Origin of the sequence: Kribbella jiaozuonensis, from assembly GCF_005233875.1 — a bacterium.
GTDB lineage: Bacteria > Actinomycetota > Actinomycetes > Propionibacteriales > Kribbellaceae > Kribbella > Kribbella jiaozuonensis.
In genome coordinates this window covers 1,133,258-1,146,033 of sequence record NZ_SZPZ01000001.1, presented here as the reverse complement: position 1 = coordinate 1,146,033, position 12,776 = coordinate 1,133,258, and the positions used below count along the sequence as shown (strand labels likewise).

At 68.5% G+C, this 12,776-nt stretch carries 12 protein-coding genes and 1 pseudogene; 3 read left to right on the top strand and 10 right to left on the bottom strand.

Translation table 11 applies throughout. From position 1 onward, the window contains the following. Positions 1-160 precede the first annotated feature (160 nt). From FDA38_RS05535 to FDA38_RS43605, 7 genes and pseudogenes are all read right to left on the bottom strand, one after another. A complete protein-coding gene (locus FDA38_RS05535) occupies positions 161-1,255 on the bottom strand; it encodes a mannose-1-phosphate guanylyltransferase (RefSeq protein WP_137252964.1) in 1,095 nt (364 codons plus the stop codon). An 11-nt stretch (positions 1,256-1,266) separates the two neighbouring features. After that, a complete protein-coding gene (locus FDA38_RS05530; protein ID WP_137252963.1) occupies positions 1,267-2,337 on the bottom strand; it encodes an NAD(+)/NADH kinase in 1,071 nt (356 codons plus the stop codon). A gap of 43 nt (positions 2,338-2,380) precedes the next feature. Then, a complete protein-coding gene (locus FDA38_RS05525; RefSeq protein ID WP_137252962.1) occupies positions 2,381-3,439 on the bottom strand; it encodes a hemolysin family protein in 1,059 nt (352 codons plus the stop codon). Beyond that, a complete protein-coding gene (locus FDA38_RS05520) occupies positions 3,436-4,773 on the bottom strand; it encodes a hemolysin family protein (protein ID WP_137252961.1) in 1,338 nt (445 codons plus the stop codon). Before FDA38_RS05520 ends, FDA38_RS05525 begins: the two co-directional genes overlap by 4 nt. Before the next feature lie 9 nt (positions 4,774-4,782). Then, positions 4,783-5,670 carry a siderophore-interacting protein gene (locus FDA38_RS05515; RefSeq protein ID WP_137252960.1) on the bottom strand — a complete coding sequence of 296 codons (888 nt, stop codon included), beginning with the start codon at positions 5,668-5,670 and terminating at the stop codon, positions 4,783-4,785. A gap of 40 nt (positions 5,671-5,710) precedes the next feature. Further along, positions 5,711-6,298, bottom strand: a complete 588-nt coding sequence (locus FDA38_RS42900; protein WP_170989527.1) for a Rossmann-fold NAD(P)-binding domain-containing protein — start codon at positions 6,296-6,298, stop codon at positions 5,711-5,713. Positions 6,299-6,604: 306 nt separating this feature from the next. Next, positions 6,605-6,754 (bottom strand): annotated as a pseudogene (locus FDA38_RS43605) (hypothetical protein); the annotation flags it as partial. A gap of 70 nt (positions 6,755-6,824) precedes the next feature. Between FDA38_RS43605 and FDA38_RS05505 the strand changes: the two are divergent. Further along, on the top strand, positions 6,825-7,748 hold the full coding sequence (locus FDA38_RS05505; RefSeq protein WP_137252959.1) for a LysR family transcriptional regulator: 924 nt from the start codon (positions 6,825-6,827) through the stop codon (positions 7,746-7,748). 10 nt (positions 7,749-7,758) lie between these two features. Here FDA38_RS05505 and FDA38_RS43365 read toward each other — a convergent pair whose 3' ends face one another. Continuing rightward, positions 7,759-8,088, bottom strand: a complete 330-nt coding sequence (locus tag FDA38_RS43365; protein ID WP_137252958.1) for a twin-arginine translocase TatA/TatE family subunit — start codon at positions 8,086-8,088, stop codon at positions 7,759-7,761. Between the two features lie 67 nt (positions 8,089-8,155). Here FDA38_RS43365 and FDA38_RS05495 point away from each other — a divergent pair, with 67 nt between their 5' ends. After that, positions 8,156-8,836, top strand: coding sequence for a TIGR03089 family protein (locus FDA38_RS05495; RefSeq protein WP_137252957.1), 681 nt, complete (start codon positions 8,156-8,158; stop codon positions 8,834-8,836). A 1-nt stretch (position 8,837) separates the two neighbouring features. Then, positions 8,838-9,617 carry an SDR family NAD(P)-dependent oxidoreductase gene (locus tag FDA38_RS05490; protein WP_137252956.1) on the top strand — a complete coding sequence of 260 codons (780 nt, stop codon included), beginning with the start codon at positions 8,838-8,840 and terminating at the stop codon, positions 9,615-9,617. On the opposite strand, the gene galE is transcribed toward FDA38_RS05490, so the two are convergent. Then, positions 9,614-10,567, bottom strand: a complete 954-nt coding sequence (gene galE / locus FDA38_RS05485; RefSeq protein WP_137252955.1) for a UDP-glucose 4-epimerase GalE — start codon at positions 10,565-10,567, stop codon at positions 9,614-9,616. The two genes, FDA38_RS05490 and galE, sit on opposite strands and share 4 nt — an antisense overlap. A 66-nt stretch (positions 10,568-10,633) precedes the next feature. Then, a complete protein-coding gene (locus tag FDA38_RS05480; RefSeq protein ID WP_137252954.1) occupies positions 10,634-12,718 on the bottom strand; it encodes a spermine/spermidine synthase domain-containing protein in 2,085 nt (694 codons plus the stop codon). Positions 12,719-12,776 lie beyond the last annotated feature (58 nt).

The window sequence follows — 12,776 nt, the reverse complement described above, 5'->3', positions numbered from 1 at the left end:
GGGCGGTCGCTCGCGCGGCAGCGCGCACGGGTCCGGGCGACAGCCCGCAACTCCGGCGATAGCCGGAAAGGATGCTCCGGGCGATAAGCCCGGGGGTGGGTGGGTGCGGCGCGTAGCACGGCGACGAAGGAGCCGCGCGTAGCACCGCGATGGGCTGTACTCAGATGTAGTTGGCGTGGTCCGACTGCACCCGTGCCACCAAATCCTTCACGCGCTCGCCATCCGACAACGGGCACACCATCGTCACGTCCTGGGTGTGGACGATGATGTGGCCCTGCAGGCCCACCGCCGCGACCAAATGATCCGGGTCGTCCGTGACGATAATGTTGTCGTGGGAATCCAGCAGGCAGCTCAACGTGATGCTGTCGGTCCTGTTTCCGTTGGCGTCGGCTTCGTACGTGTCGGCCAGTGCCGCCCACGAGCCCACGTCCAACCAATGCACAGGCATCGGTACGACGACCACGTCCGCGTCGACCTTGCCTTGCGAGGCCGGCTCCATCACGGCGTAGTCGACCGAGATCTTCTGCAGGTTCGGGTAGATCTCCGCGAGCGTTTCGTCCCGCGCAGGCGTGTCCCACACCGCGGCGACTTCGCGCAACCGAGCGGCTGACTCAGGCAACAGTGCATCGAGTACGGAGAGCACCGTCGACGCCTGCCACACGAACATCCCGGAGTTCCACCAGAACCGCCCGGTCGCCAGGTACTCCTCCGCCGTCGCCCGGTCCGGCTTCTCCCGGAACCGATCGACCACGAACGCGCGCGTCCCCTCGATCGCCTCGCCCCGCTCGATGTACCCGAGCCCGGTGTGCGGATGCGTCGGCTCGATCCCGAACGTCACCAACGACCGCCCACGTGCCTCGACGACCTCGAACCCGTGCTCGATCGCGGCCCGGAACTCGTCCTCCGGGCTGATCAGGTGATCCGAACCGACAAAGGCGACCACCGCATCGGGATCATTCCGCGCCACCACAGCAGACGCGAGCCCGACAGCGTTCGCGGTGTCGCGCCGCGCCGGCTCGCCGATGATGTTGTGCGGACCGAGCTCCGGCAACTCCTGGCGTACGACGTCCGTGTACGCACCGACCGTGCAGACGTAGATGTTCTCCGGCTCGACCAGTCCATGGAGCCGGTTGAACGCCACCCGCAGCAGCGATTGTCCCGCTGCCAACGGCAGTACCTGCTTCGGCCTGTCGTCTCTGGACATCGGCCACAACCGCGTCCCTGAACCACCCGCCAGGATCACCACGTTTCGCATGAGGAAAGACCCTACCGGTCGTCACCAGGTGCTAGCGGAATCCGTAGGTGCTTCAGGTCGGGTGGGATCGGTGAATCCGCGGGCTGCCAGAACAGCTCGGCCTCTCCGTCGAGGGCGGTCGCCGGTGCGTCGGTGAGGTTGAAGCGGTCGCGCAGCCGCCCGTAGAAGTCGGTCGGCCGGAGCCGCACGAGCCGCAGTCGCTGCGGCGAGCCGTACACGCCGATCCAGTCCCCCGGGTCGAGTACGCCGCGCAGCTGCCCGTCGATGCTCACCGCGGCCTGCCCCGAATGCGGCAGTACGCGCAGCGCGATCGGCTCGTCCGGCGCTGCGATAACCGTTCGGTTGAAGGTCATGTGCGGTGCGACCGGTGTGAACACGATCGCCTCGGTGTTCGGCGACAGGATCGGCCCGCCGGCGGCGAAGCTGTACGCCGTCGACCCGGTCGGCGTCGCCACGATCACCGCATCTGCGGAGTACGACGCCAGCAGCCGCCCAGACAGGTACACGCCGAGCGCCACCTGATGGTCGCGCGCCAGCTTCTCCACCACCACGTCGTTCAATGCGGTCACGTCGAGCGCCATCCCCCAGCCGTCGCCCTCGGCCATCTCGTGCCGTACCGGCGGTGGCGGCAGCGCCGGCCCGTGCCCGTACCGCAGCAACGACTCGATCCCCTGCGGGATCTCCAGCGGCCGCGACGCGCGCATGGTCAGCGTCATCCGTTCCTCGTACGTCGCTCCGCCGTGATGTACCGCCTCCAGCGCGGCCTCGACGTCGCGGCACGCCACCTCGGTCAGGAACCCGACCTTGCCGAGATCGACCCCGAGTACGGCGGCGTTGTTCTTCGCCGCGATCCGCGCCCCGCGCAGGAACGTCCCGTCGCCGCCGAGCGTGACAACGAGATCCGGGTCGCCGGCGTGGTGCAGCTCGTCCGTACCGCTGCGCCGCTCCTGGTGGTCCTTCCAGACGTCGATGTCGGTGCAGCCGATCCCGTGGTCGGCCGCCCATTTCCGCACGGTCCCGGCAGTCTCCACCGCAACCGGCCGACCCTGGTGAACCACAAGCCCAATCCGGCTGATCGCCACGCCACCCCTCCTCCGGACAGTTTCTGCCTACAAGGTAGCCGTACTAGTCACGCTTGGCCGCGTTGATGATCGGGTCGGTCTCGTCGTCGAACTCGCCGATGACCTCTTCCAGGAGGTCCTCGAGCGCGACCACGCCGATCGCCACGTCGCCGCCGCAGACGACCGCCAGCTGGGAGCGTTCGTCGCGCATCGTGCGGATCGCCTTCGCGACCGGCGTACGGTCACCGAGCTCGAGCGCCGCCATCATCAGGTCCGATGCACGCGCGTTCGTGTCGCCCGCTGTGGTCGCGCGGGCGGCGTCGCGGACGTGCACGATGCCGCAGATCGTCGTACCGGAACTGACCACCGCAAGCCGGGAATGGCCCTCACGCCGGCTGGTCAGCTCCACCTCGCGGGCCGTCGCGGACGCGGGAACCGTCGACAGCTCGGCGATCGGTGTCATCACCTGCCCGACCGTCGTGTTCTGCAGCGCGAGCATCGCGGTCAGCAACTCGTGCTCGGGTTCCTCGAGCGTGCCGTGCTCGCGCGATGACTCGATCAGCAGCCGGAGCTCGTCCGGGCCGTGGGCGTTGGCGATCTCGTTCTGCGGCGTGACCTTGACCAGCCGCAGGCACAGGTTGGCGAGCCAGTTGAGCGCGATCAGCAGCGGCCGGAAGACCCACGTGAACGCGCGGAACGGCATCGCCAGCACCAGCGCCGACCGCTCGGGATCGCTGATCGCCCACGACTTCGGTGCCATCTCGCCAAGTAGCACGTGCAGCAGACCGATCCCGCCGACCGCAATGATCAACGCGATCACATGCCCGACGCCCTCGGGGACGTTCGCCAGTTCGAACAGCGGGTGCAGCAGATGCGCGACCGCCGGCTCACTCAGCGAACCGAGCCCCAACGTGCACAAGGTGATCCCGAGCTGCGCGCCCGCAAGCATCAATGACAGCTCGCTGATCCCGGCGAGCGCAGCCCGGGCAGCCAGGCTGCCGGACGCGGCCGCTTCCTCGAGCCGGTGCCGCTTCGACGCGACCAGGGAGAATTCGGCGGCGACGAAGAACCCGTTCAACGCGAGCAGTACGGCGGAGATGATCAGCGCCCACGTCGTACTCATGCCATTCGCTCCATCACGACGATGCCGGGCACGCGACGTTCGATCGTCTGCACGGTCAGCCGAACGTACTCCGCCGGGATCGGCCGGCCGTCGTGATCGATCCGCTGCGGCAGCTCGACCGCAACCTCATCGCCGACCAGCGGGATGCGACCGAGCCGCGCCATCACCAGACCGGAGACCGTCTCGTAGTCGTCGCCCTCAGGCAGTTGTACCCCGGTTGCCTCCTCGACCTGATCGAGCCGCCAGCGGGCCGGCACGACCCACGACCCGTCACCGCCCTGCACCAGCCCGGTCTCCGGCAGGTCGTCCTCGTCGCGGATCTCGCCGACCAGTTCCTCGGCTATGTCCTCGAGCGACACGATCCCGGCGAACCCGCCGTACTCGTCGACGACGATCGCGAGCTGGCGGCGCGCGACCCGGAGCCGCTCGAGTACGCCGGGCAGCGGCAGCGTCGTCGGTACCGCGACCGCGGGTGACGCCAACGATCCGACGGCGATCGCGGCCCGGTCGGCCGGCTCCAGCTCGACGACATCGCCGATCGCGACCACGCCGACCACCTCGTCGACCGAGTCGCCGATCACCGGGAACCGGCTGTGGCCGGTGTCCTGCAGCTCGACCACGCGGGTCAGCGGCTCGTCGCGATGCATCGTCACCACATCGACCCGCGGGACCATCGCCTCGCCCGCGGTCCGGCCGCGGAAGTCGAGGCCGCGATCGAGCAGCCGCATGGTGTCCTGGTCGAGCAGGCCCTGCTCGTACGACGTCTCGATGATCCGGTCGAGCTCCTTCGGCGTCGCGCCCTGCGGCAGCTCCTCGACCGGCTCGATCCCGACCCGGCGCAGGATCCGGTTCGAGGCCGAGTCGAACAGGTGGATGACCGGACCGGCGAGCCGCAGGTACCACAGCGTCGACCAGGACAGCCGCAGCGCGATCGCCTCGGCCTTCGCGATCGCGAGGTTCTTCGGTGCCAGCTCGCCGAGCACCATCTGGATGATTGTTGCCAATAGCAACGCCAGGATGACCGAGATCGACATGCTGACGGCATTCGGTACGCCGGCCGAACCGAGCAGCTGCTGCAGGCCCCGGCCGAGGTACGGCTCAGCGAAGTACCCGGCCAGCAACGCGGTGATCGTGATGCCGACCTGTGCCCCGGACAGTACGAACGACAGCCGCGAGGTGACCTTCAGCGCCCGCGCGGCGGCCGCGTCACCGTCCTCGGCCAGCGTGCGCAGGCGGCTCCGGTCGACGGCGACGTACGCGAATTCCTGGGAGACGAAGTAGCCGGTGGCAACGGTCAGCACCAGGATCAGGCCCAGGCCGACCAGAATCAGCATGGGACGACCTTATGAGAACTCCAGCGATTGCAGTACTGCGGGGTCCGTGACGTCGAGGCCTTTCTCACTGGCCTTCGCGAATGCCTGCATCCGCACGGCGTCCCCGCGCTCCGAGGTCTCACCGGCGATCCAGTAGGCGACCGTGTGCAGATCGTCGCGATGCACCCCGAGCTCGTTGACGAGGTACGGACGGATCGCCCGAACCACGCCCGCCTCGGCCGCGCACCAGGCCTGTAGCCGACCGGGCGGGCGCCGAAAGGCCCGGACCGCCTGCTCCAGCGCGCTGTCCGGGCCGATCACGGGCGGTGAGTGGATCCACTGCACGTCGCCCTTCACCAGCGCCCGCTCGGCCGGCGTCTCGGACTGCAGATAGACGGTCGACGGTACGTCGAGGCTCTCGACGATGCTCGCGATCGCCGGCAGGGAGGTGGAGTCGCCGATCAGCAGGTGGTGGTCGACGTCTCCGGCGTGGAATTCGCGCCGCATGCCGAGCAGTACGGCGGTCTCGCCGGGGCGGGTGTGCGTCAGCCAGTTGATCGCCGGACCGTCGCCGTGGAGCGCGACGTCGAACGCGAGCCGCCGGGTGTCCGGGTCGAACGTGCGGACCGTGAACCCGCGCGTGAGGGGCGTCGGGCGGTCCTCGGACCAGACGGGCGCGCCGGCCGGGCTGATCTTCGGCATCCGCACGCTGCCGATGCCGTCCGGCGGGATGACCAGCTTGAACGCGTCCGCCGGCCGGATCGTGCGGTACGCCGCGAGTCCGTCGCCCTGCATGATCACCCGGCTGAACCGTGGTGTCAGCTGCTCGATCGCCTCCACCCGCACCGGGCAGATCACCCGGGAGTCGCCGGATCGCGTCAAGCGCCTGATCTCACCGCGTATCGTCGTACCCCTCACGAAGTTAGGCTAACCTAACTACTCTTCGTGGGCGAGGGGTCTACCGAGGGGTGGACGGCTTCCACTCGACGACCTTGCCGTCGCGGATCAGTTCGCCGTACAGCGCCGGGTCGACGTGCTCGGCCAGCAGCAGGTCGACGATCGGTTGGACGGCGTCCTGCGGCGACTTGGCCTCACTGAAGTCGTCGAACCACGGGCGGGATGCGCGGGTATCCACCAGCCCCGGGCAGACGGACGCGACCAGGGTGTCCTCCCGCAGATCCTTCTCCCGCCGCTCCGCCGCCACCGCCCGAACCGCCGCCACCTGCGCAACCTTCGACGGAACATTCACCCACTCCGGCCACCCGAGCTCCCCCGCCGTCCCGTCATGCACAGCAGCCCGCCACTCCTCCACAACCTTCTCGACGTCCTCCAACGAAGCGCCGTCAAACCGCCCCCACAACTCCTGAGGCAACTGCCCCAACGTCCCCAAAGAACTAGCCACCACCACCAACCGCCCGCCGGCCCGGACGCGCGGCCCAAACGCCCGCAGAACGTACTGCGCCCCCAAATTCGCCACATCCACAAACTCATCCACCTGCTCCGCCGGTCCCTTCCCCGGCTCCAACGGCCCCACCGCGTTAGACACCACCAAATCCACCTCCCCCAACTCCTCAGCCAACCCCCGAACAGCCCCCTCATCCGTCACATCCAAAACCCACCCCTCAACCCGAGCCCCGCCTGCGGCGGATGACTGATGGGGTGCGCGGATCACGCCACCTGGGGCGGACGCAGGTTGAAGTACGCCGCCTGGGGCGGACGCAGGTTGAGCTACGTCACCCGCGCCGCCTGCGGTGGAAACCGGATCAGGTGCGGCGCTCACATCACCACCGCCGTCGGCTCTCGTCTCAACTCCCGCCGCGCCGGCGCCGGAGGCGTCGGCGCGGCGGTTCAACTGTTCTACCGCGGCGGCGACTCGCTCTGGGTTTCTGCCGGTCAGGAGGACCAGGTCTTGTGGGTTCATCCTGCGTGCGAGCTCTTCTACTAGGGCATATCCGATGCCTTGGTTGGCTCCGGTTACTACTGCTACGCGTGGTTGTGTCATACGGCCAACGTAGGTCTGTGGGTGGTATGACTCCAGCGAAACTTCAGCACAGGTGGTATGCGTAGACGTCATGGACTTCTCCGACGTCTCGCTGGTTGCTTTGCGCGTGTTCCGGGAGGTGGCTGAGCGGGGGACCTTCACCGCAGCCGCCTCCGCGCTCGGCTACACGCAGTCCGCGGTCTCCCGGCAGATCGCCTCGCTCGAGCGGGCTGCTGGCAACCAACTGCTGGAGCGGCGTCGTGAAGGGGTTGTGTTGACGGCAGCCGGTCAGGTTGTACTCCGGAACGCCGCCGTCGTGCTCGATCAGCTCGACGCGACCGCGCGCGAGCTCGCCGGCCTCCCGATCGACGGCGGGACCGTACGGCTCGGCTGGTTCCCGAGTGCCGGTGCGGTCTTGTTGCCGAGAGCAATCAGCGCGGTACGGCGTACGCACCCGGCGATCACCGTGACGACCAGAGAAGGGTCGACACCCAACCTGGTTCGGGCACTGCGGGCCGGGACGATCGATCTCGCGCTGATCGCGTCCGCACCGCCGTTCCGTCCGCCGGATGCCGAGTCGCCCGCGCTGAAGCTCGAGACCCTCGCCGAGCGAACCCTCCGCCTGGCCGTGCCGACCGGGCACCCGCTCGCGGCGCACGACTCGGTCGACGTGGCTGACCTCCGCGGCCAACGCTGGATCGCCGGCCCCGCATCCTCCACCGAACTCTGGATGGGCGTCTGGCCCGGCCTCGACGAACGCCCGGTCATCGCCCACACGGTCCGTGACTGGCTCGCCAAACTCCACCTGGTCGCAGCCGGCGCCGGCCTCACCACAATCTCCGCGTCGATGGCGACCGCAGTACCACCCGGTGTCCGAGTAGTCACCGTCCGCGGCGGCCCCCAAGAACTCCGCCGCACCATCCTGGCCCGCCTCCCCGGCCGACCCCCCGAACCAACCCGCGTACTAGCCACCGCCCTCCGCACAGCCGCCCTCGAAGTCAACCCACCAAGCTGACCCAAGTCTGCTACTGAGCGGTGCCGCCCTCGGTGTCCGTGGGGCGGGTCGGTTGGACGTCGGTCGGCTGGGCCGGGGCCGCCTGGGGCGGCGCCGCTGGGGCCTGGGGCGCCTGCGTCTGCACCGGCTGGGCGGGGGCTTGGGGCTGGGCTTGTGGGGGTGCTGTTACCTGGGCGGGGGTCTCGTCGTCGTCGCCGTTGCGGACTTTTTCGAATTCTTTCATTGCGCGGGCGGCGTTCTTGGTCAGTTCGGGCAGTTTCTTCGCGCCGAACAACAGGACCACGATGACCAGGATGACGATCCATTCGCCGCCTTCGGGCAGCGCGAGCAGTGGCACCATGACAAGCCTTCTTTCGACAAAATCCCCCACCACGGTACGCCGGGAACCGAACCGTAGGGTGGGCCATATGTCACGAGTCCTCCCCGAGCTGTTCGCGGCCGCGGTCCGCCGGGACGGCGGCGCCCCGTTCCTGACCTACTACGACGACTCGACCGGCGAACGGATCGAGCTGAGCGCGGTCACCACCGCGAACTGGGTCGCGAAGACCGCGAACCTGCTGGTCGACGAGTACGACCTGGAGGCCGGCGAGACCGTCGCGATCGGCCTCCCGCCGCACTGGCTCGGCGTCGTCTGGGCGCTCTCCACCTGGTCGGTCGGCGCGTCCCTGACCAGCAAGACCGGCGCCCTCGCGATCACCGGCCCCGACTTCGGCGTCCGCGGCGACCGCGAGACCGTCGCCTCCGCCCTGCTCCCGCTCGGCGGCCGCTTCCGCGAGCCGATCCCGGACGGTATCCAGGACTACGGCGCCGAGGTCTACAACCACCCCGACGTCTTCGTCCCGTTCGACCCGCCGACACCCGACTCCCCGGCGTACGACGATCTCACGCACGCGGACCTGATCGGTACGGCGGAACCGATCAGCGATCGCATTCTGGTCCAGCGGACGCTCACGGACCGGGACGGTCTGGGACTGCTGGTCGGGGTGATCTCCGGAGGTGGTTCGATCGTGCTCTGCCGCAACCTGGACGCCGCCAAGCTGGAGCGCCGGGTCGCGGACGAGAAGGTCGACCGAATTCTGGAGGGGTAGCGTGCGGCGATTCGAGGGAAAGGTCGCGCTGGTCACGGCGGCGGCGCAGGGCATCGGGTCCGCGGTCGCGCGGCGGCTGGCCGACGAGGGCGCGTCGGTGGTGGTGACCGATCTCCAGGTGGAGAAAGTCGGCGAGGTCGCGGCCGAGATCGGTGAGCAGGCGCTCCCGCTGCGCGTCGACGTGACGAACCGCGACGACGTGGACGCGGCGGTCGCCGCCGCGGTCGAGCGGTTCGGCCGCCTCGACGTGGTCGTGAACAACGCCGGCGGCTGCATCGTGTCGACGGTCCCGGAGGACACGACCCCGGAGGAGTGGCACGCCCAGCTCGACCTGACCCTGGTCGGCGCGTCGCGATGCATCCAGGCGGCGCTCCCGCAGCTGGTCAAGAACCGCGGCAACGTCGTCACGATCAGCTCGGTCAACGGACTCAGTGCCTTCGGCAACATCGAGTACTCCGCCGCCAAGGCCGGCCAGGTCGCGATGACGGTCAACTACGCAGCGCGGTACGGCAACCTCGGCGTCCGCTTCAATGTCGTTGCCCCAGGCACCATCCGGACGCCGAACTGGGACAACCAGCCGGACACGCTCGAGCGGTTCGGGAAGATGTACCCGCTCGGCCGCATCGGCGAGCCGGAGGACATCGCCGCCGCGGTCGCGTTCCTCGCCTCCGACGACGCGTCCTGGATCACCGGCCACACCCTCCCGGTCGAGGGCGGCGTACTCACCGGGCCGGGTGTGCTCAACCTGACGACGAGCGGAGCCTTCAAGAAGGAGTACTAGCCCTTCGGCCAGGCCTCCCAGGCGGTCGCGAACATCTCGTCGACCGTGTAGGTGTTCTTCCAGGCAAGGTCGCGGGCGGCGAGGTCGCCGTTCGCGACGACGCGGGACGGGTCACCCGGTCGGCGCGGTCCCTCGGTCGGGGCGAAGTCGATCCCGGTCACGCGACGGGCGGCGTCCATGATCTCGCGGACCGACGTACCCGTGCCGCTGCCCAGGTTGTAGACGCGCTCGAGCGTCTTGCCGGACTCGAGTGCCCGAGCGGCGGCGACGTGGGCGCGGGCCAGGTCGGCGACGTGCACGTAGTCCTTGACCGACGTACCGTCCGGGGTCGGGTGATCGGTGCCGTAGATCTGCGGCACCTTCCCCTGCGTCAGCAGGTTGCAGACGATCGGGAACAGGTTGTACGGGCTCGCGTCGTACACGGTCGGATCGCCGGAGCCGACCACGTTGAAGTAGCGCAGCGAGGTGTGGTGCAGCTCGGTAGCGGCCGCCTGGTCGCGGAGCAGCCACTCACCGATCAGCTTCGACTCGCCGTACGGCGACCGCGGGTCCGGCGTGGTGTCCTCGGTGACCTCTTCGTCGCGAGGCGTCCCGTACACACCGGCGCTCGACGAGAAGACGATGTTGCGCACCGACTTCTCCGCCATCGCTTCGAGCAGCGACACCATCGCCGTCACGTTCTGCGTGTACGTGTGCAGCGGGCGCTCCACCGACACCCCGGCGTACTTGAACCCGGCGAGATGTACGACGCCGTCGACGCCGTCAAGCGCCTCCCGGACCGCCGTACCGTCGAGCAGATTCGCCCGCACGAACGGCACACCGTCCGGTACGAACTCCGCCTTCCCGCTCGACAGGTCGTCGATCACAACCACATCGATCCCGTCGCTGCGGAACGCACGCACCACATGCGCCCCGATATACCCGGCACCACCAGTAACGAGCCACGTCATACCTCAGATCCTGCCATCACACCCCAGCAGGATCCGCGCAGACGGGCCGAACCCGTACCAGCTCGCTCATCGGGCTAGGGAGCGGGCTTTGGGTGTCAGTAGGAAGGCTCCGGCGTACAGGAGCGCCGCGATGATGAGCAGGCCGTGGAAGCCGATGATGAGGGCGGCGTATTCGAGGCAGCCGCCGAGCATCGCGCCCAGGAGGTTGGCGCCGAAGGAGGCTGTGCCGTCTGCGGTGTCGGTGAAGCGTTTGGCGAAGATGACGTTCGCGGCGAAGATCGGCGTGAACGCGATCAGGACCGCGACGATCACGCGTAACCCGACCGGCATGCTGAGCAGCCAGCTGTCCGGGAAGACCCACGACAACGCGAGCCCGCCGAACAGTACGGCGAACATCACCTTGACCGGTGGTGTCCTGAACCGTCTGGTGACTTCGACCGCGGCCAACACCGCCACCAGCACGCCGGCGAACACGATCGCGTTCACGACCCACGTCGTACCGAACAGCAACGCGAACCCCGTGATGCTCTTCGTCTCCAGCAACATGAAGCCCGCGCCCAGCAGGAACAGGTCCGCGTACGGCCGCATCCGCCGGTACGACGACCCGCCGCCCGCGATGCCTACTCCGACCAGACCGGCGACCAGGATCAGTCCCAGCGTCACCAGATACAAGCTAGGGATCCGGTCCGTGAACAGATACAGGAACGGCCGGTTGTCCGTGGCCGGCGGCGGCGTGATCGCGGCCGGGCCGGGCCACTCGGCCGCACACGTCTGGTCCTGCTCGGTCAGACCGACCGTCACAACCGCCTGCTGCAGACCGTCACCGATCTTGTCCACACACGGCTTGTGCCCGAACGCCTGCTGCGCCGTCGACGCGAGCCGGTCGATCAGCCAGGTCTCGCGGTAGTAGTTGTACATCGCGAACGCCCCACCCGGATTGAGGTGGTCGCGAGCGCTCTCGAACGCCTGCTTCGTGAACAGGTAGCTCTCCAGCCGCAGCGAACTCGCGCCGTTCACCAGCGTCAACGAGTCCGGCAGCGCCAGCAGGATCAGGTCGTACTTCTTGTCCGTCCGCGACAGGTACGCACGCCCGTCGTCGATGTGCGACGTCACCCGCGGGTCCTGGTACGGACGATCCGGGTGCAGCGCCTTGCCGAGATCGCGGATCCGCGGGTCGATCTCGACCGCGTCCACATGCGTCGCGCCCTTCTTCAACGCGATCGCGACGTCCGACCCGGAGCCGGCACCGATGATCAGTACGTTCTTCGGCGTCTTCCCGACGTTCGCCCGCTCGTACGGCAGTCCGTACTGCGGCTCCCACTGCAACCGCGCGTCCGCGGGGATCGCCTGCTGATGCGGTACGCCGTTCACCGTGATCGTCAGCAGCGGCACGCCCTCCCACGTGTACTGCTTCGTCTGCACCTTGTAGTACGGCGACCAACTGTTGTCCGCCTTGGTCGACTCGTGGAACAGCACCCCGAGCATCACCAGCAGCGGCGCGAGCACCATCGCGGCGCTCAACCCCATCGCCACGGCCCGGCGACCGGACGCCGCCGTCCGCGGGATCATCAGCAGCCCGAACATGATCGTGACGATGAGCCCCCACCAGATCGGCGGCGCGCCCAGGAACGACAGCCCGGTGAACGTCACGATCCCGGCCAGGCTGCCGATCAGGTCGAAGCGGTACGCCGTCAACCGCGGCAACTCGGCGAAGCAGCGACCGACCAGCTCGGCCGGACCGGCCAGCACCACCGCGGCGGCGATGAAGATGATCGGCAGGATCACCCAGACCGGCGGACCGGTGGTGTTCAGGCTGGTGAAGTAGATGACGCTCGACGAGCTACCCCGGTTGACCGTCACCGGTTTCCAGGCGATCACCAGCACCAGCAGGCCGAGCATGATCGGCGAGTAGTACGGCAGCCGCTTCGCGCGGCCGGATCGCAGTACGCCGATCCCGATGCCCAGGAACGAACCGAGCAGCACGAAGTTCGAGAAGTAGCTCAGGTGCACCACGTTCGAGCCGGTCCACCGGATCAGCGCGAGCTCGGTGAAGAGCATCAACGCACTGGCCGCAACCAGCCGCGTCCGTACTCCGAACGGGCTCGGCCAGTTGGTGGTCGTGACGTGGTCAGTGGAGGAGTCGACTGCCATGCGGGGCGACGTTACCGGATATCGGAGTGGCGTGCGTCACCCCGCGGGCAACCGTTAC